Below are 18,385 nucleotides of genomic sequence, written 5' to 3' on the forward strand. Positions count from 1 at the left end.
GTTTGCCGCCGACTTCCTTCAGATTCGACCTCTTGGTCGACACCCTTGTCTTAAGCTAATGACTACTACTGCCTTCGTCACTCGGGACTTTCACCCTATAGATAACGCCCATGCTGGGCGCACTAGATGAATAAAGAGGCCAAGGGATTTCCCCTGGCCTCTTTATTCATAATCATAGTGCAAAGCTAATGATTCGGACGCTCTTGAATGACCTTAACCGCATTGGTCAGCTCTCTTAGAACATCGGATTGAAGCTGCGGCTCCATGTAAAGCGCCTTAATATACGCTTCCCCCGTTTGACTGGAGGTGTAGTGCGGCGGCATGTGGTTAAGCGCCAGCAGAATGATGTCAATCTGGCATTTCTCGCAAGCGCAATGCAATCCGCCAGTTTTCACGTAATTATCCTCGAATAGGCGGCTAACGATAGGCTCCATAACGTTAAGGATAGACAGCTCGCGAGAAAAGATCATGTAACACACTCCAATTTGTATGAGCGATAAAATTCAGGACCTCATTATAACATAAATTTGCGAATGGCTCTTCGGAGACGAAAGAGGGACTATCCTATAGGTCTGAGAAGACCTTGAGATAGTCCCGGTTCAAAAATAGTAACGATATGCAATTATTTGCTGATTCAGCGAGGACTTTATAGAAAATAACAGCATATTGCACTTATTTGGGAGCTCAGGCAACAATACGCACGCGATTCGGAGGAGCCTTACTCTCCAAACTTCTCCAGACAAGCTTGGCAGATGCAAGCTTGATTCAACTGATCGGCAGGAATTTGCTTGAAAATAGCCGGAGGAAATTCGACCTTGCTGCACCAGCAAGCCCCATGCGACAAGCCTGCCAAATTGCCGCATTGGTTGCCTCGTCCGCATAACGGACAGTTTCCTGCGGTGTTCGATTGTTCGCTCACGCGATGACACCCCGTTTAGGACTTCCCTTTGAGAAATTGAACCGCCGCGGCGATATCCGCTTCCGGATTGTCGCCGACCTCGCGTTCAATGGTCAGATATCCATTATAGCCAATATCCCTCAAAGCCTTCAAATACGCGTCCCAAACCACTCCGCCTTGTCCGAGCGGAACTTCCCTGAATGCATCGCCCGATTCGGCTTGCTCCGCGATCTTATCGTGATCCAGCGGGTCAAAGCCTAGCGCTCCGTATATTAACCGCGGATCAACCTCGCGCAACCGAATGCCGTCCTTCGCATGCGTATGGACGATGTAATCCTTAAGCGTATAAACGCCCTGAACGGGATCGTCGCCGGTAACCATGACCATGTTCGCGGGATCGAAGTTAACCGATACGCCCTTGGATCCTAGCCCACCCAGGAAGCTTTTCAGGTGTGCCGCCGTCTCCGGTCCCGTCTCGATGGCAAAGAAAGCGTTCATGCTCGTCGCGTAACGGCTTAATTCCTCGCAAGCGAGATGCATGGATTCATAGACTTCGCTATTCCGATCGTCCGGTACGATTCCGATATGCGTCGTGACGACGTTCGTACCCAATTCGACGGCAAGATCCAGAATTCGTTTGGACTTCTCTACTTTCGCGGCGTTTGCCAGCTTATCCTGAAATCCGTGACCGCCCAGATCCCCGACTAAAGCCGAGATGTGCAAGCCCAGAGATTCGATATAGTCTTTCCATTCCTTGCGGGCAGCGGAGGAGAGATTCGCAGGGTCCATCTCTCCCGTTACGGCATAGATTTGTACTCCGTCCGCTCCGACTTTCTTCGCCTTAACGAGCCCCTCGCGAACGCCAACTCGGAAGCTGTCCACGATGACTCCGATTTTCCAAGGCTGGATGATTGCCGCCATGATTATCGCACTCCTTCGGCTTGAATGGTTTGTTCCCACATCCGTCGTACGTTGTTTATCGCCAGCCTCGTTGCGTTCACGCAAGGTTCCATTCCTTCGAACTCGATGGACAGGTAACCGTCATAACCGGACTGGCGCACAATGCGGAACGCAGATCGGATATCGAGATCTCCGTGTCCGGCAATGGCTCCCCGAATATAATTGCCACCTGAGGAACGGAACCAACCTTCTCCCGGATCAAGCGTCCCGGACCTCAGATAGAAGTCTTTGACATGCACCATGGATGCATAGTCGATGTTATTGCGAACCGCAACGAGCGGGTTTTCGTCCACGCATACGAAATTGCCGATATCGAGCGTCGTTCGGAAGTTATCGCGGTTCACCTCGTGGATTAACATCTGTACCCTATCGCTAGCTTGGATATGATATCCGTGATTCTCTACGCTTGTCGTGATACCCAGCGGAGCCGCATAGTCGGCGATCCTTCGGCTTGCTTCCGCGAGTTGAGGCAGGTCTTTCATGAATTGCCGGATGGAGGTGTCCGAAGAAGAAGCAACGTCATGCCGCATCAATTTCACGCCTAGCGCCGCAGCGATGTCGACTTCTTTTTTCACGCGCTCGATTTCCTTCTCGAGAGCTTCCGCTCCCAAACCCGCGAAGTTGGCTCCGATCGCATAGTTGGAGACGTCGATACCGACCTCCTTCGCCTTATTCTTGATGGCTCCAATCAATTCCGGGTTTGCGGTAAGATCGAATCCGAGAGGAACGATCTCGACATGTTCGCCGCCCATGTCCGCAATGTGGCCGATCGCTTGGATGACGTCCATCTCGCCTGCTTGCATCGCTTGCCAGAAGCAGTAAGTGCTTATTCCTATTTTCATAACCGGATCTCCTCGCCCTTGGCCGCGGACTCGTAGATTCCACACAGTATTTTCATCATCTCCACGCCGTCTTCCACCGGACTGATCTGCTTATCTCCTTTAACGATGCAATCGATGAAATGATTGATTTCGTTCTGGAAAGCCGGGTCCCCGGTGAATCCTGCCGAGCTATCGGTTTGGGGCTGAATATTCAGAATGGTGTTATGCTTCTCGGTAACGATGGAGATCGTGGGATCGATCTCGAAGCCGCCTTTGTCTCCGTAGAGCTTAACCGAGCCTTCATCTTGCTTGGCATGAAGGGAGTAGCTCACGTCGACCATTAGGGAAGCGCCGTTCTCGAATCGGATAATCGCGTTGGCCAGATCCTCGACCGTATTCTTGGAAGCATCGTAATCCGCGGCTTTGTAGAAGGAAAGGTGCTGAACGTTTGAACGGTTGCCTAGTTTCCTGTACGTATTGGCGCTGATCGTCTTGACCTTCGGCCGCCCCATCAAGTACCAGCAGAGATCGATGACATGAACGCCGATATCGATCAACGGCCCGCCGCCGGAACGCTCCACGTCGGCGAACCAGCCTCCGGGATTGCCGAGCCGGCGAATCGTTGAAGCTTTGGCATAATACAGCTCCCCGAACTCCCCGTTATCGGCGAATTGGCGAAGCATCTGCACGTTTGGGTCATATCTGCGGACGAAACCGACCTGAAGCAGCTTGCCCGATGCCCGAACAGCTTCTTCTATTCGCAATGCCTCTTCAACCGTACGAGCGAGAGGTTTCTCCACGAGCACGTGCTTTCCCGCTTCCAGCGCTGCTATGCTGATCGGCGCATGCGTATTGTTCCACGTACAGACGCTTACGGCATCGATGTCCGGATCGGAGAGCAGCGCTCGATAATCCGCGTAAGTCTTTTCCGCCCCGTATTTCTTCGCGACTTGGCCCGCCCTCTCCTCGTTGATGTCGCAGATTGCGGCGATCCTAGCATTAGGATTAAGTGAATAAGCATTCAAGTGCGATTCCGAGATTGAACCAGTACCGATAACGCCGATTCGAATGGGGTTCACTTCGCTCAACTCTCCCTGTGGTTAACATGTATTCTTAATTCGTATTATAATAGGATTAGTATTGGGCACCATGAAGAAGCATGCTCTTTGTTTGTACAATCGTGCGATTCCGGGAGTGAACTCATGAACAAGCTAGCCTCTTTACGCGAACCGATGCCCATGCCGGATCCTTCTTTTCCGATTAAGATCCATCCCCGCCATACGGGTAAAATGGTTGTGGGGGCCACGTTATTCCCCCATCATTGGCATGAACATATGGAGTTCCTCTACTTCGTATCCGGCAATGCCACTATTGAATGCGGATCCGTTCCTTATCAATATCAAGCAGGCGAATTATGCGTCGTGAATAGCAACGAGCTTCATTATGGAATAACCAATTCCGAAGATTTGTCCTTTTATGCGATGATCGTCGATATCTCCTTGCTGCATAGCTACTCCACGGACGCGATTGAAACGAAGTTTATCACTCCGATCTCCCAGAACCGGATCTTGTTCCAGAACCGGATATCGGATGATGAGGAGATCACTCGTTGCATGCTTACGATCATAAGAGAATTAGAACGGAAGGACTTAGGATACGAACTTTCCATTAAGTCTCATCTCTATCTGCTATTGTCTCTTCTCGTTCGCAACTATATGGCGACTTTAACGGAGCAAGACGAGTATCGTCATAGGCTGAAGGAATTGGAACGGCTTGCCCCCGTGTTCGCCTATATCGACGAGCATTACAAGGCAAAGTTGACCGTGCAGCAGCTCGCGGGACATGCCGGTCTGAGCCGATTTCATTTCAGTAGATTATTCAAGCAGGTAACGGACAAAACGTTAGTCGAATATATCAATCTAGTTCGAATCAATAAATCCGAAAGCCTTCTTCGCAGCACGCGTTTGACCATTTCGGAAATCGCCATGGAAACGGGCTTTAGCGATATTTACTACTTCAGCCGCACGTTTAAGAAACTAAAGAAGCTGTCCCCGTCAGAATGGCGGCATACGGATTCTTGAGAATGGAACATAAAGTGCGCGGGCTTAGTCGCCTGCGCACTTGAGTCGTCTTTAAATAGCTTGGTCTCTCGGAGTATATTGACCGGACCATGCTTTAACGCTGGTCCATGGCATGCTCTCGCCTTGCCAGAATGGCGTATCTTCCCTTAAACCGAGCGGCAAGAAAACGAGCGCGCACAAATACAGGCTTCCGGTTGATATGTACGATTCGCCGAGCTCCGGCTGATGTCCGCAGAAACCGATCCGCAGCCACCCGCCGTCGTCGAATGTTCTCGGCGCATCCATTAAACGGCGCATAACCGCCGTTAAAGCGCAACGAACCTGAGAAGGTACAAGCTCGGACGATAGCTCTCCCCGCAGAGCCGATTGCGCAAGCGATTGGAAGGCGCCCATACGGTACGCTATCGATCTTCCTATTACAGGAAACGTACCCTCCGGGGAAATGAGTCTTTCCTGTACCGTGGAATAACGAAGCGCCCTTGCCATGATCGGATCGCGAAGCTTCGCCCAATCCTCGGATTGATCCTGAACGATATCCACGATATCGACAAGCATAGGCTGAATGACAAAGCTGTTGTAATAATCCGCACGATATTCCGGTCCGTCCGAGTACATCCCATCCCCGAGGTACCATTGCTCATGTTGACGCAGAGCATAATCGATACGCATCGGATCCCAATCTTGGCCTATCCTAAGCAATGCCGTCTCGATCATGGCGGAGAATAGCAGCCAATTACTGAAGCCCGGCTTCCTTGATCTAGTCGACAACAGCGCCGAGGTTACTTGCGCTTGAACGCGCGGAGAAAGCCGTTCCCACAATTCGCCGGGAGCACGAACGATGGCATGCGACAAGAAAGCCGCATCAACGATTGGTTGGTAGCCTGCGGAGAAATTCATGAAATCCGGAGAACTCGGATTTGTCGCCTGATCAATCGCGTTTCTAGCCATCCGAGCATATCTTTCGCGGTTTCTTTCTTCTTCCTCATCCATCGGACGGGATTCCAGCCACGGAGCCATTCCTGCCAAAAGCCGACCTAAGGCTTCCAAGTGCGAGTACTCAACCCGTTCCGCCCCGCCTTCTACAGGCATTGTTTCTTTTAGAGCGCCGTTCTCCAAAGCCCCTAATACAGGTTCGGCTAACTTAGCCAAAGTCTCCAACCAATAGGATCGATCCATGATTCCTGTCCCCATTATCCTAAACTCTCCGATCGCATGAGAAATGAATGCCTAGATATTACCATCATAAGCCTAGGAATTCAGCTCGGCAATGATGCGATCGGGTCAAATTCCTGGAGAAATAGATGCATTATTGAATCAGAAGAACCATCCGGTTTTTCGTGAAACGATTCGCGTAGGAAGACGCGACGCAGGCTTCCGGCTTGACTCTCGGGGCGTACATCCCCATCGCCTCTACCCGGTCCACCATCTCCTGAACGTAAATTGCCGTCTTATTGATCACCGGCTCCGTCCCCGCATCGATATCGATGAAGGTTTCCAGTATCGCCCCTTGATAAACGTAAGGCAGCATGAGGTCTTCCATCCGAGTAAGAACTCCGGCATCGAAGTAACCCGCCACCCGTTGGGAGAATGAGGTTTCCAGCATCAGTTTTTCCCTAATGGAGGTTAACTGCCTAGGAACGGCCAGTTGACGGTAGCAAGCCCAAGCTCCTCTTCCGATGCGATGAATGACGATTCCCGTCACGAACTTGGTTTGGCCGCGATGGACTTGGCTATCCGTACCGATAACGAATTGGTAGGCCCCTTTAGGGTCCTTGGAGATAAACTTAAGAATTCGGTCCAGCACATGATCAAGGCTCATATCCCTCTCCGACAAATTCTGAAAACTCAATTCATCCCATGCGGAGATCGTGTTCATCATGGTCATACCCCTCACCTCTGCAGCACCATGCTGTCCTTCCATAGGTTATAGGTTATTGTATGGCGAAGTCGACCGGACTCGAACCTCTGCGCTTCATGAAACCTTTCTTAGTTTTGAAGGCCTGTTTGCACCTCATTTACTCTCCAACGGAAGGGTACTATAATTAATAAAGTAGATATTCATACAAAGCCCGATCGAAGGGGATTCTCATGTATAAAAAAATATTGGTCATGACTGCGGTAGACGCGGAAAAAGAGGCGGTAATGCGCGGTATTCGCGGGGATCGCAGATTCGAGGTTTTGGCTGCGGGCGTCGGCCCGGTCGCCGCTGCGGTGAGTACGGCGATTGCACTGGCCTCGTCGTCTGCGGCAGGCGGATACGATCTCGTCGTAAGCGCCGGAATCGGCGGAGGTTTCGTAGACGAAGCCCCGATCGGCTCGATCGTCGTGGCAAGTGAGGTCATTGCCGCGGATTTAGGCGCGGAAACGCCCGAAGGCTTCGCAGGCGTGGACAAGCTTGGTTTCGGAACGAATCGGATTCCGGTAGAGGAGAATATGTCTTGCTTGCTCGTGGAAACGCTGAGAGCCGCGGGGTTGACAGCGGGATATGGCGCTATTCTTACGCTATCTACGGTCACGGGCACTGCCGAGACCGCAGCTATGTTGGCGGAACGGATTCCGGGAGCCGCCGCCGAAGCGATGGAAGGATACGGCGTTGCTTCGGCGGCGCATCGCCAGGGCATTCCGTTTATTGAAATCCGGGCCATCTCTAACGCGGTCGGACCGCGCGACAAGGCGGCATGGCGAATCGGAGATGCTCTAGCCGCGTTGGAAGCCGCAAGCACTTATTTATCGGAGGTTACCTCATGAAAATCGCTTACTCTCCATGTCCGAACGATACCTTCGTATTCCATGCATTAGTGCATGGACTCATTCCCGACACGCCGACTTTTGAAGTCACTTACGCGGATATCGATATTACGAACAATCTGGCTGCCAGCTCCACCGAGTTGGACATCCTGAAAATTTCCTATGCCGCATTGCCTTGGATCCTTCCGGAGTATAAACTCATCCCTTGCGGCGGAGCTCTTGGCCGGGGATGCGGACCATTGGTGTTGACTTCCGGCACCGAAGCGCAAGACGCTTCCTACCTGTCCGGCAGAAAAGTCGCCGTACCGAGCGAACGATCGACGGCCTACTTGCTTTTCCGGTTATGGGCGGCGCAGAACGTGCCGGGAGGCGTCGGCGAGATCGTCGTCATGCCATTCCACGAGATTATGCCAGCCGTTCGGGACGGAATAATCGATGCCGGACTCGTGATTCATGAAGCCCGGTTTACTTACCGGAATTACGGGCTCTCCCAAGTCGTTGATCTTGGCCAATGGTGGGAAAGCGATACGGGTTTGCCGATCCCGCTCGGAGCTATCATCGCCCGCCGGTCCCTCGACCTAACCGCCATTAGCGAGTGGATTCAAGCTTCCGTCGCTTATGCTTGGGCCGATCCCGATAAATCTAGAGAGTATATCATGGCGCACGCTCAAGAGATGGATCCGGACGTAGCTCAGTCGCACATCGATCTTTACGTAAACGAGTTTACGGCCAGCCTGGGAGACGCCGGTTTCGCCGCAGTAACCACCTTGTTGCAGCGAGCGATGGATGAAGGGTTAGTTCCGAGGATGGACTTGGCGTCCCTTGCTCTCTAACCCGGCTTATCCGGGCTGCAATCTCGGCGAAAATCAGTTTAGTTAGAGCTCTAAGCCGCTGCCAGCGGTCTAAACAGTGAAAATCAGGTTAGTTTAGAGCTCTAAGCCGCTGCCAGCGGTCTAAACGGAGAAAATCAGGTTAGTTTAGAGCTCTAAGCCGCTGCCAGCGGTCTAAACGGCGAAAATCAGGTTAGTTTAGAGCTCTAAGCCGCTGAGAGCGGTCTAAACAGCGAAAATCTGGTTAGTTTAGAGCTCTAAGCCGCTGCCAGCGGTCTAAACGGAGAAAATCCGATTAGTTTAGAGCTATAAGCCGCTCCCAGCGGTCTAAACGGTGAAAATTCGATTAGTTGGGAGCTATAAGCCGCCGCCAGCGGTCTAAATAGTAAAAATCCGATTAGTTGGGTGCTCTAAGCCGCTGCCAGCGGTCTAAACGGAGTAAATCAGGTTAGTTTAGAGCTCTAACCCTCTGCCAGTTGGCGCGTCGACGCGCTTCTACAACCCGGTTTCTCCAGGTTGCGGCGACACTCTACTCCCGAAGGTTGTTAGATAATCCCGTTTACCAACAAACCTTTTGACGGGATCTGCAGGGAAACTTGCATGGAGGATTGATAGGTGGCGAACTGTTGCATGGCCAGCTTATTCCGGTTGAGAAGGCTGCTTGCCGAGACGTCGTTAAAGCGGTCCGTCGCCTTCTCCAAGCTTTTGGCCAGTCCGTTGTTTCCGGTTAGCGCTTTTCTCGTCTGCTCATCGTTCAAGCTTAGACTCTCGATTAGCTTCTCCCCGTCCAGTTCCAGAGTGCCGTCTCCGTTCATCCTTATACCGATTTGTTCATAAGCGCTTGAGCTCACCGCGTTCTCCAAGCTTCTTTTTACCAGTGGACTTAAGTACCCTCCCGCTTTATTCAGACGGCTATGCATTTCATTATATCCGGCGATCAGCTTCCCCACTTGTTCAACCGTCTTATCCTCGTCGGGTCGAACGCTAATCTCGACCGGTTCCGGGACAGCTTTGAGCAACGCAGCCGTTACTTCCCCCTTTTCCAGTACGATGATTTTAGACTGATAAGAGTTCTTCTGCAGGAGGCTGTTGGCGATGGTTTGTACATTCCGTGCGGATTTCAGAAAATCGGCTATTTCCGTCGCGGCGGTCTTGATGATTTGCTCGGAGGGAGTGGGAATGAAAGACGAAGACGATTTTAACCAAGAACCGGCGGGCTGCCTGTAAGCCGTCGGGATGAAAGGAGGCGTCGTGTAAGAGTTTACGGGAGGGACGATTCTGTTGGCTGCTCCAGCTGTTAATAACCCTATAGGATATAATCCGGCGGAAGAATACATCTTGTCATCACCCTTTATTAATAGAAGTAGCTGACGCAACTAATATAACATCTTCCAATTTCTTACACAATCATCCGTCTTCCTAAACCAAACTTATTCTCGTCGAAAAATGATAAGAGTCAAAATCGCCTGAAATGTGCAATCTATCCTTATTGAGGGGAATTATGGATTGATCTATTTGTTAGATCATTCCTATGCATAATAATGTCTATTTCCGAACATAAAAATGCTTTAGAATGGAAAGAGGTGCTCACGACTTCAAAGTTTCGCACTAAAGTATGACTAACATGAATGCAGAGGGATGCACAATGTCAGACGACAATGAAGTAATGCAAGGACTATGGGAGCAATTCTTCGGCCCTAATCTAGGCTACATCCAAGAGCAGTACGACATCTACTTACAAAATTCAGAAGCGGTGAGTCCGCAATATCGCGAGTTGTTCGCTCAATACGGAGCTCCTCCTCGCGCCGAGACCGGGGCACGCCATCAGGGTATGGCCGCGCAACCCCAACGAAATGATGGATCGGTTGCAACCGATACCCAGTTGCTTAAGAAAGCAATTGCCGCCGGCCAACTGGCCTGGAATATACGCTCGTTCGGCCATCTTGCCGCCGATATCGACCCTCTTGGCCTTAGCCCGAAAGCAAGCTCCGAGATGATCGAACCAAGCACGTACGGTTTAACGGAATCGGACTTGCAACAATTGCCTCCGGAATGCGTATGGGAAGATGCTCCCTATCCATTCAAGAATGCTTTGGACGCGGTTCGCAAGCTGCGCGAGGTTTACACGGGACCGATTGCTTTCGAATTCGGCCATGTTCACTCCGAAGAAGAGCGCAAGTGGCTGAACAATCGGGCGGAAGCCGTTATTCCTTCTACCCAGTTGCTCGCATCCGAGCGCGAAACCTTGCTTAGAAAGTTGCTTGAGGCTGAACAATTCGAGGATTTCCTGCAGCGCACCTTCGTCGGACAGAAACGCTTCTCCGCGGAAGGGATCGAAGCGCTTATTCCGCTTGCGGATGAAATCGTGCACGAGCTTACGAACGATGGCGCTCGTCACATCGTCATGGGCATGGCGCATCGCGGACGCTTGAACGTGCTCGCCCATGTTCTGGGCAAGCCTTACGGCAACATTTTCTCGGAATTCCATCACTCCCCTAACAAGAATCTTATTCCTTCGGAAGGCTCGATCGGCATTAACTACGGCTGGACCGGAGACGTGAAATATCATCTGGGCGCGAATCGCTCGATTCCATCCGGCGAAACCGCGGAAACGCGCATTACGCTAGCCAACAATCCCAGCCATCTCGAGTACGTCAATCCTGTCGTTGGCGGCTTTGCCCGGGCAGCGCAAGAGGATCGTACCAAGCCTGGTTATCCGGTTCAAAATCTCGATTTGGCGGCATCCATCATCATGCATGGCGACGCGGCATTCTCCGGGGAAGGCATCGTGGCGGAGACGCTCAACTTCAATAACCTGCGCGGCTATACGAGCGGCGGAACGATTCATATCATCGCTAACAACCGCATCGGTTTCACGACGGAAAGCCATGATTCCCGTTCGACCCATTACGCCAGCGATTTGGCCAAAGGCTTCGAAATTCCGATCATTCACGTGAACGCGGACGATCCTGAGGCTTGCATAGCAGCTGCGCGCATGGCCAGCGAATATCGCACTCTTTTCAAGAAGGACTTCCTGATCGACCTGATCGGCTATCGCCGTTACGGCCATAACGAGACAGACGATCCGGAAACCACGCAACCGTTGATTTACAAAAAAGTAAAAGCGCATTTGCCGGTCGCTCGCCTATACGCGGACAAACTGGTTCGCGAGGGCTCTCTATCCGCGGAAGGTTCGGAACAAATCAAGCGCGACGTGTTGAACAAACTTAAATCCGCTTACGATCAGGTCAAGGGCCAAGAGCACAAGGATCCCGTCCATCAAGCTCGCCCGACGGTGTACAATCTTGGCGAAGCAAAGCCTGCTACTTCCGTTCCAATGGATAAGCTTCGTAAGATTAACAAAGGATTGCTGACATGGCCAGAGACGTTCAAGGTGTACGGAAAGCTTCAAAAGATTCTTGAACGTCGAGCCGACGCGCTGAAGGATGGCGAGAAAGTGGACTGGGGTCATGCCGAGACGCTTGCGTTCGCATCGATATTAGCGGACGGTACTCCAATCCGCTTGAGCGGCCAGGACGTGGAAAGAGCGACCTTCGCTCACCGGAACCTCGTCTTGCACGATTCCGAGACGGGCGATACCTACTGCCCGCTTCACGAATTGCCTGAAGCGAAAGCATCCTTCGCCATTCACAACAGTCCGCTATCCGAAGCGGGCGTTCTAGGCTTGGAGTATGGCTACAACGTATATGCCCCTGAGACGATGGTCATCTGGGAAGCGCAATATGGCGACTTTACGAATGCCGCCCAGGTTCTAATCGACCAATTTATCTCCGCGGGTCAATCCAAGTGGACGCAGCGTTCCGGATTGACGATGCTGCTGCCGCACGGATACGAAGGCCAAGGTCCAGAGCATTCCAGCGCAAGAATGGAACGATTCCTGCAATTGTCGGGCGAAGAAAACTGGACCGTAGCGTACTTGTCCAGCGCGGCGCAATATTTCCACTTGCTTCGCCGCCAAGCTTCGATCATGAATACGGAATCGGCTCGTCCGCTCGTGGTCATGGCGCCTAAAAGCATGATCCGCAACCCGCTTGTGGCATCGCCTTCGTCCTTGCTGAGCGAAGGCTCGTTCCAGACCGTGGTCGAGCAGCCAGGACTTGGACAGAAGCCACAACGCGTGGAAAGACTTGTCCTCTGCACGGGAAAAGTCGCGATAGATTTGGCGGAAGAGCTCGACAAATCCGCCGATATCAATCGGGATTGGTTGCATATTGTCCGCGTCGAACAGCTGTACCCGTTCCCGCAGCAAGAAATCCAAGCGATTATCGAACGCTTCCCGAACCTCGCGGAAGTGCTCTGGGTACAGGAAGAACCGAAGAATATGGGTGCTTGGAGCTACATGGAACCGCGCATTCGCGAGCTAGTCGAATCTTCGGATATGACGGTCGGCTACAACGGACGTCCTAAACGTTCCAGCCCGGCTAGCGGTTACCAGCAGATCCACAGCTTCGAGCAGCAATTCATCATCAACCAAGCTTTGGTCCAGAAGAAGAAAACGGCCATAAAATCCGGGAGGTAACAGCAATGCATGACATTATAGTACCAGCGATGGGCGAGTCCATTACGGAAGGAACGATTTCGAAATGGATCGTCAAAGTAGGGGATACCGTTAGTCAAGGCGATCTCCTGCTCGAGCTGGAAACCGACAAAGTAAACCTGGAAATCAGCGCCGAGCAAGACGGCGTCATCTCGGAAATTCTCATGAACGAAGGGGATACCGTGAAAATCGGCGAAGCCGTAGGCAGAATCGGCGCTGCCGGTCAGGCTGCGGCACCTATAGCGGCTGCCCCAGCCGCGGTTATGCAGAAAGAAAGCGTGCCAGCGCCGGCTCAAGTTCCGGCGCCGGTTGCCGCTCCTGCTGCAGCTGCGAGCGTGGATGCCAGCTCTACTCTCGCTACGCCTGCCGCAAGGAAGCTCGCCCGGGAAAAGGGAATCGACCTGAACGCGGTGCCTGCGCGCGACCCGATCGGCCGCATTCATTCCAGCGACGTCCAATCCGCGGGAACTGCGCCCGCAAGCGCTTCAGCAGCGCAACCGGCTCCTACAGCCGCGACGGATAAACCGACCTCGAACACGAATAAGCCGGAAGAGCGCAAACGCATGTCCCGCCGCCGTCTAACGATCGCCAAACGGTTGGTTGAAGCTCAACAAACGGCCGCGATGCTCACGACATTCAACGAAGTCGATATGACCGCTATTCTCGAAGTCCGTAAGCGCCGCAAGGATTCCTTCAAGGAAAAGCATGACGTCGGCTTAGGCTTCATGTCCTTCTTCACCAAAGCTGTTGTCGGTGCGCTGAAGGCATTCCCGCACCTGAACGCGGAAATCAACGGCGAAGACATTATCGTTAAGAAATACTACGATATCGGTATTGCCGTATCCGCCAAAGAAGGTTTAGTCGTTCCCGTGCTGCGTGAAGCGGATCGCCTAGGATTCGCCGAAATCGAGCGCACGATCGTTCAACTAGCCGGCAAAGCCCGCAACAATACGCTTGAATTGTCCGAGCTGCAGGGCGGAACCTTCACGATCACGAACGGCGGCGTATTCGGCTCCTTGCTGTCGACTCCGATCCTCAACGCTCCTCAAGTCGGGATTCTGGGCATGCACAAGATCCAGCTTCGTCCGGTCGCCATCGATGCGACGCGCATGGAGAACCGCCCTATGATGTATATCGCGCTGTCCTATGACCACAGAATCGTTGACGGCGCCGAAGCCGTGCAATTCCTCGTTAAGATCAAGGAAATGCTCGAAGATCCGGAAACGTTGCTTCTCGAAGGTTAATCGTCCAATCAAAAACCTCATCATCGATGCCGTATACTACGGTACGAGGATGAGGTTTTTTGTTAATGCTTGTATGAGTTCGAACTGAAGCTTAGAAGCCGTTGAATCCGCGGCGGTTTCTTAAGAAACGGTGTTAAAGACCAGCAATGCGGCGCCAATCGCCCCCGCTTCTTTGCCAAGGGACGGCGAAACGATTCTTACTCCGGCTGCCATATTGGAAATCCCCCTATCCGCGATGACTTGATGCATTGGATCCAATAGCGGGGCGCCGATGCTTGCCGCTCCTCCGCCAACGATAAGCACTTCCGGATTCATAACATGAATGATACCGACAAGTCCCGCCCCGAGAGCCTGACCAGCCTCCTTAAGGATGCTTGCGGACAATTCATCCCCCTCCGATGCCGCTTCTGCGACATGACGGGAGGTAATCGAATTCGTAGTACCTGCCTTCCCGGTTAACGCCGACGCTTTCTCAGGAAACTCGGCTGCCAACTGCTGTGCCCGTCTTCCGATAGCCGTCCCGGAAGCATAAAGCTCCAAGCAGCCTATGTTTCCGCAGGGACATTGGGGACCCTTCCAATCGATAGTGATATGACCCAATTCTCCAGCGCTTGCATCCCTGCCCCGAATGAGCCGTCCCCCGCTTACGATCCCTGCCCCGATCCCAGTAGAAACGGTCACGTAAACGCAATCCTTCGTTCCTCGGCCGGCTCCAACGGCCCATTCTCCATAGGCAGCCGCATTCGCATCGTTCTCCAGGTTGACGGGAACACCGAATGCCTGCTGCAGCAATTGGCCCAAAGGAACATTGCTCCAACCCAAGTTAAAAGCATAAGCAACGATTCCTTCCCCGGTATTCAATGTCCCTGCCGTAGCCACGCCAATGCTAACCAATTGCTGCGACTTATCCAAACACTTGCTTATCAATTCAATCATGCGCCGAATGACTGCATCCGAACCCTCTTGAGCATTCGTGCTAACCTCGGATTTATTTAGAATATTCCCGTTATCGTCTACGATCACCGCAAGTATTTTGGTTCCCCCTAAATCGATACCCGCATAAACCTTGTTCGTCATTACCGTACCTCCGCGTTGTTTTATGTAATAGGCAAACTCACCGTTTTAACCCACTCTCTCGCCATTATAGCGGTAAGCGGTTTGCTAAACAAATAACCTTGAATACAATCGCATTCGTACTTCTTCAGGTAATCCAACTGGAAATAGGTCTCCACGCCTTCGGCAATGACTTTTAACCCCATCCCTTGCGCAAGACGAATGATGAGTCCGGTTAAGGGCTGGATATCCATGCTGTCCGGGATTTGCTCAATGAAACTCTTGTCGATCTTGAGTGTCGTGATCGGAAGCCTCATAAGGTGGCTAAGGGAAGAGAATCCTCTCCCGAAGTCGTCCAGCGCGATATTCACTCCTTGCTCCCTCAAGCGGCGCAGCTTATCCGCAATCAAATCCAACGACTCTATGACCATTGACTCCGTAATCTCAAGCTCCAAATATCGGGGCTCCAATCCCGTTTCCCGCAAAATATCCAATACCCGTTCGACGTAGCGTTGCCCGATAAGCTGTACGACCGAGACGTTTACGGAGATCATCGGTTTTTCATTCCCGTTTTCGTGAATGGCCCGAATAAATTGGCATGCCGTTCGGAGCACCCATTCTCCGATCGGAACGATCAATTGCGTTTCTTCCGCGATTCGAATGAATTCATCGGGCGCAACCCGTCCAAGCTCCGGACTGTTCCAACGAATTAAGGCTTCCAGCCCATCGACCCGGGGACCCCCCAAATGGATTTGCGGCTGATAATGCAGCTCGAACTCCCCTTTATCCAGCGCATTCCGAAGGAGGCGCTCCATATCTGCCCGATGATGAAGCGGAATGCTCAGAGATCCGTCATAGAAGGCGAAACCGTTCTTGCCTCTGCTTTTTACATGATTGAGGGTGATATCCGCATTTTGCAACAATTGATCCAAAGTCCTGCCATGGGATGGAAAATGGGAAATCCCAACGCTCCCGGTCATATGCATCCGATGCTCTCCGACGGCGAAAGGACTTTCGAATAGTTCCAATAACCTCTCGCCTCTGTAATGCAGCCGGTCTTGCGGCTGTCGGGTGACTATCACCCACTCGTCTCCGCCTATACGGTAAAGTTGCTCGGACGGAAGTAAGTCCCCGATTAAGCGCGTGGAAATCTCTTTGATCAACCTGTCGCCGAATGCATGTCCTAATGTGTCGTTCGTGTATTTGAAATCATCCAAATCCACATAGAACAAGGATGCATCCTTCAATAAGGTCAGATTCTCGTACAAGGCAAGCCGATTCGGCAGGCCGGTTAACGGATCCCGAAAGGCAACTTGGCGCAGCTCTTCCCGGCTATTCAACAATTCCGTATATTGATTGTGAAGCTTCTGCTCGGCTACGCTCATTCGAAATGTTGCCCTATATATTAATATAAATAGCAGCGCGGCAGTAATCACAATGTATACCCAACCCTTGATCACGCTAAACTTAGCGAACAGCTCCTTATTCGGTACGAGCGCATTCAACGCCTGATCGGAGAACAGGATCCACAACGCTCCGCAGATCAAATAGATAAGCGAAATTCTAAGAGAATCTGCAATCCGCAGCTGCGATTTGTATGGTTTCGAAGTTTCATGCTGGGAATCCTTCAAGTGCGACATCCCTTCCTGTCGAATTGTGTCGGTTATTCTAACATTCGACATTGCACCGCCCTGTTCCTACTATTTGGAAACATTAATTTACTAGAATGATTCAAAGCCTATTGAAATTATCACCGATCTGGATTAAGATAAGGATATCAAAACTTTGTGAATTAAATCACAACATAGTTTATTATGTGAATTTATTCACAAAATAACTCGAGGAGGAATCGCCATGAAGATCATCGTTATTGGCTGTACCCATGCCGGAACCGCCGCCGTTACTCAGATAGCCAAGCTCTATCCGGATGCTAAGATTACCGTTTACGAACGTAATGACAACATTTCGTTCCTTTCATGCGGCATTGCGCTTCATGTCGGAGGCGTCGTTCACGATGCCGAACAGCTCTTCTACTCGAATCCGGGCCAACTTAGACAGCTCGGAATAAACACGAAGATGCGCCATGATGTTCTCGCAATCGATACCGACCATAAAACCGTGCAAGTTCGCGACCTCGTAAGCGGGTCCACTAGCGAAGATTGGTATGACAAGCTTGTATTGACAACGGGATCGTGGCCGATAATCCCTAAGATGCAAGGCATTAATCTGGATAATATTTTACTTTGCAAAAACTACGCCCATGCCAAGACTATCATTCAGAAAGCGGAGCATGCGCGGAAAATCGTTGTGGTCGGCGCTGGATACATCGGGATCGAACTCGTGGAAGCTTTCGAACAATTAGGTAAGCACGTCACATTAATCGATAATACGCCGCGAGTGCTGTGCAAGTATCTCGATGAACGATTCACCGATCTTGTAGAGGAAGAGTTAAAGGCAAGGGGAGTGGATCTGGCACTGGAACAAACCGTTACCTCGTTCATCGGTACAAGCGGAAAAGTAAATAAGGTAGTAACGACCGCAGGAGAACATGAAGCCGACCTCGTCATTCTGTGCATCGGATTTCGCCCTAACACGAAGCTGCTCGAAGGCCAAGCGGAAATGCTTCCTAACGGAGCTATTATCGTCGATGAATATATGCGCACGAGTTGCCCCGATGTATACGCAGCCGGCGACAGCTGCGCCATTCGATTCAATCCTACCGGGAAGCATGCATACATCCCTCTCGCCACGAATGCCGTCCGAATGGGAACCCTCGTTGCCCGCAATTTGGTTAAACCGACCATCATGTACTTAGGCACTCAGGGAACGTCGGGCATTAAGGTTTTCGATTACAACATCGCTTCGACTGGCATGACCGAACAAGCGGCTCTTGACGCGGGAATGAATGTGAAAGAAATCACAATTGTCGACGACTACCGTCCCGATTTCATGCCGACCCATGAGAAGGCGCTGCTCAAAGTCGTCTATGAAGCAGACGGCGGAAGAATCATTGGAGCCCAGGTACTCTCGAAAGCGGATCTGACTCAGTCGATCAACACCCTATCGGTATGCATCCAGAATGGCATGACGATGGATGAGCTCGGATTCGTCGACTTCTTCTTCCAGCCGCATTACAACAAGCCTTGGAACCTGCTTAATCAGGCGGGTTTGCAAGCCTACGCCTCGATTTAA

16 protein-coding genes are annotated in these 18,385 nt (G+C 51.7%); 6 read left to right on the forward strand and 10 right to left on the reverse strand.

What is annotated here, in order from left to right:
* Nucleotides 1-185: 185 nt before the first annotated feature.
* The 5 genes from E2980_RS19645 to E2980_RS19665 all read right to left on the reverse strand — a co-directional run bounded on the left by E2980_RS19645 (nt 186) and on the right by E2980_RS19665 (nt 3,758).
* Nucleotides 186-470, reverse strand: a complete 285-nt coding sequence (locus tag E2980_RS19645; protein WP_135153929.1) for a late competence development ComFB family protein — start codon at nt 468-470, stop codon at nt 186-188.
* Nucleotides 471-718: 248 nt separating this feature from the next.
* On the reverse strand, nt 719-919 hold the full coding sequence (locus E2980_RS19650; protein WP_135153930.1) for a cysteine-rich CWC family protein: 201 nt from the start codon (nt 917-919) through the stop codon (nt 719-721).
* Nucleotides 920-934: 15 nt separating this feature from the next.
* On the reverse strand, nt 935-1,819 hold the full coding sequence (locus E2980_RS19655; protein WP_135153931.1) for a sugar phosphate isomerase/epimerase family protein: 885 nt from the start codon (nt 1,817-1,819) through the stop codon (nt 935-937).
* A 2-nt stretch (nt 1,820-1,821) separates the two neighbouring features.
* Nucleotides 1,822-2,700 carry a sugar phosphate isomerase/epimerase family protein gene (locus E2980_RS19660; protein WP_135153932.1) on the reverse strand — a complete coding sequence of 293 codons (879 nt, stop codon included), beginning with the start codon at nt 2,698-2,700 and terminating at the stop codon, nt 1,822-1,824.
* Nucleotides 2,697-3,758, reverse strand: a complete 1,062-nt coding sequence (locus tag E2980_RS19665) for a Gfo/Idh/MocA family protein (protein WP_135153933.1) — start codon at nt 3,756-3,758, stop codon at nt 2,697-2,699. The genes E2980_RS19660 and E2980_RS19665 overlap by 4 nt, the downstream gene beginning before the upstream one ends.
* A 123-nt stretch (nt 3,759-3,881) precedes the next feature.
* Here E2980_RS19665 and E2980_RS19670 point away from each other — a divergent pair, with 123 nt between their 5' ends.
* Nucleotides 3,882-4,760 (forward strand): AraC family transcriptional regulator, encoded by an 879-nt coding sequence (locus tag E2980_RS19670; RefSeq protein WP_135153934.1) that lies wholly within the window; start codon nt 3,882-3,884, stop codon nt 4,758-4,760.
* Between the two features lie 51 nt (nt 4,761-4,811).
* Here E2980_RS19670 and E2980_RS19675 read toward each other — a convergent pair whose 3' ends face one another.
* On the reverse strand, nt 4,812-5,951 hold the full coding sequence (locus E2980_RS19675; RefSeq protein WP_135153935.1) for a DUF2264 domain-containing protein: 1,140 nt from the start codon (nt 5,949-5,951) through the stop codon (nt 4,812-4,814).
* Nucleotides 5,952-6,066: 115 nt separating this feature from the next.
* Nucleotides 6,067-6,645: a ribonuclease H-like YkuK family protein gene (locus E2980_RS19680; RefSeq protein ID WP_135153936.1), complete on the reverse strand. Its 579-nt coding sequence runs from the start codon at nt 6,643-6,645 to the stop codon at nt 6,067-6,069.
* A gap of 203 nt (nt 6,646-6,848) precedes the next feature.
* On the opposite strand from E2980_RS19680, the gene E2980_RS19685 reads away from it, so the two are divergent.
* Nucleotides 6,849-7,508 (forward strand): futalosine hydrolase, encoded by a 660-nt coding sequence (locus E2980_RS19685; protein WP_135153937.1) that lies wholly within the window; start codon nt 6,849-6,851, stop codon nt 7,506-7,508.
* On the forward strand, nt 7,505-8,341 hold the full coding sequence (locus E2980_RS19690) for a 1,4-dihydroxy-6-naphtoate synthase (RefSeq protein WP_135153938.1): 837 nt from the start codon (nt 7,505-7,507) through the stop codon (nt 8,339-8,341). Before E2980_RS19685 ends, E2980_RS19690 begins: the two co-directional genes overlap by 4 nt.
* Nucleotides 8,342-8,883: 542 nt before the next feature.
* Here the strand turns inward: E2980_RS19690 and fliD are convergent.
* The gene (gene fliD / locus E2980_RS19695; protein WP_135153939.1) at nt 8,884-9,675 is read right to left on the reverse strand and encodes a flagellar filament capping protein FliD; all 792 of its coding nucleotides are present in this window, start codon (nt 9,673-9,675) and stop codon (nt 8,884-8,886) included.
* A 308-nt stretch (nt 9,676-9,983) separates the two neighbouring features.
* On the opposite strand from fliD, the gene E2980_RS19700 reads away from it, so the two are divergent.
* Both E2980_RS19700 and odhB read left to right on the forward strand, forming a co-directional pair.
* Nucleotides 9,984-12,878, forward strand: coding sequence for a 2-oxoglutarate dehydrogenase E1 component (locus E2980_RS19700; protein WP_135153940.1), 2,895 nt, complete (start codon nt 9,984-9,986; stop codon nt 12,876-12,878).
* Between the two features lie 5 nt (nt 12,879-12,883).
* A complete protein-coding gene (odhB, locus tag E2980_RS19705) occupies nt 12,884-14,140 on the forward strand; it encodes a 2-oxoglutarate dehydrogenase complex dihydrolipoyllysine-residue succinyltransferase (RefSeq protein ID WP_135153941.1) in 1,257 nt (418 codons plus the stop codon).
* A gap of 120 nt (nt 14,141-14,260) precedes the next feature.
* On the opposite strand, the gene E2980_RS19710 is transcribed toward odhB, so the two are convergent.
* Complete coding sequence (locus E2980_RS19710; protein WP_135153942.1) at nt 14,261-15,217, reverse strand: ROK family protein; 957 nt, start codon at nt 15,215-15,217, stop codon at nt 14,261-14,263.
* A gap of 20 nt (nt 15,218-15,237) precedes the next feature.
* Nucleotides 15,238-16,824, reverse strand: coding sequence for a putative bifunctional diguanylate cyclase/phosphodiesterase (locus E2980_RS19715; protein WP_205700001.1), 1,587 nt, complete (start codon nt 16,822-16,824; stop codon nt 15,238-15,240).
* Nucleotides 16,825-17,047: 223 nt separating this feature from the next.
* Between E2980_RS19715 and E2980_RS19720 the strand changes: the two genes are divergently transcribed.
* A complete protein-coding gene (locus tag E2980_RS19720) occupies nt 17,048-18,385 on the forward strand; it encodes an FAD-dependent oxidoreductase (RefSeq protein WP_135153944.1) in 1,338 nt (445 codons plus the stop codon).

This window comes from Cohnella luojiensis, assembly GCF_004564235.1.
GTDB classification, from domain to species: domain Bacteria; phylum Bacillota; class Bacilli; order Paenibacillales; family Paenibacillaceae; genus Cohnella; species Cohnella luojiensis.

Coding starts and splice junctions, on each gene's coding strand:
- E2980_RS19720 (WP_135153944.1), top strand. CDS start 17,048: ATGAAGATCATCGTTATTGGCTGTACCCATGCCGGAACCGCCGCCGTT.
- E2980_RS19710 (WP_135153942.1), bottom strand. CDS start 15,217: ATGACGAACAAGGTTTATGCGGGTATCGATTTAGGGGGAACCAAAATA.
- E2980_RS19685 (WP_135153937.1), top strand. CDS start 6,849: ATGTATAAAAAAATATTGGTCATGACTGCGGTAGACGCGGAAAAAGAG.
- E2980_RS19675 (WP_135153935.1), bottom strand. CDS start 5,951: ATGGGGACAGGAATCATGGATCGATCCTATTGGTTGGAGACTTTGGCT.
- E2980_RS19660 (WP_135153932.1), bottom strand. CDS start 2,700: ATGAAAATAGGAATAAGCACTTACTGCTTCTGGCAAGCGATGCAAGCA.
- E2980_RS19690 (WP_135153938.1), top strand. CDS start 7,505: ATGAAAATCGCTTACTCTCCATGTCCGAACGATACCTTCGTATTCCAT.
- E2980_RS19655 (WP_135153931.1), bottom strand. CDS start 1,819: ATGGCGGCAATCATCCAGCCTTGGAAAATCGGAGTCATCGTGGACAGC.
- fliD (WP_135153939.1), bottom strand. CDS start 9,675: ATGTATTCTTCCGCCGGATTATATCCTATAGGGTTATTAACAGCTGGA.
- E2980_RS19680 (WP_135153936.1), bottom strand. CDS start 6,645: ATGACCATGATGAACACGATCTCCGCATGGGATGAATTGAGTTTTCAG.
- odhB (WP_135153941.1), top strand. CDS start 12,884: ATGCATGACATTATAGTACCAGCGATGGGCGAGTCCATTACGGAAGGA.
- E2980_RS19670 (WP_135153934.1), top strand. CDS start 3,882: ATGAACAAGCTAGCCTCTTTACGCGAACCGATGCCCATGCCGGATCCT.
- E2980_RS19700 (WP_135153940.1), top strand. CDS start 9,984: ATGTCAGACGACAATGAAGTAATGCAAGGACTATGGGAGCAATTCTTC.
- E2980_RS19645 (WP_135153929.1), bottom strand. CDS start 470: ATGATCTTTTCTCGCGAGCTGTCTATCCTTAACGTTATGGAGCCTATC.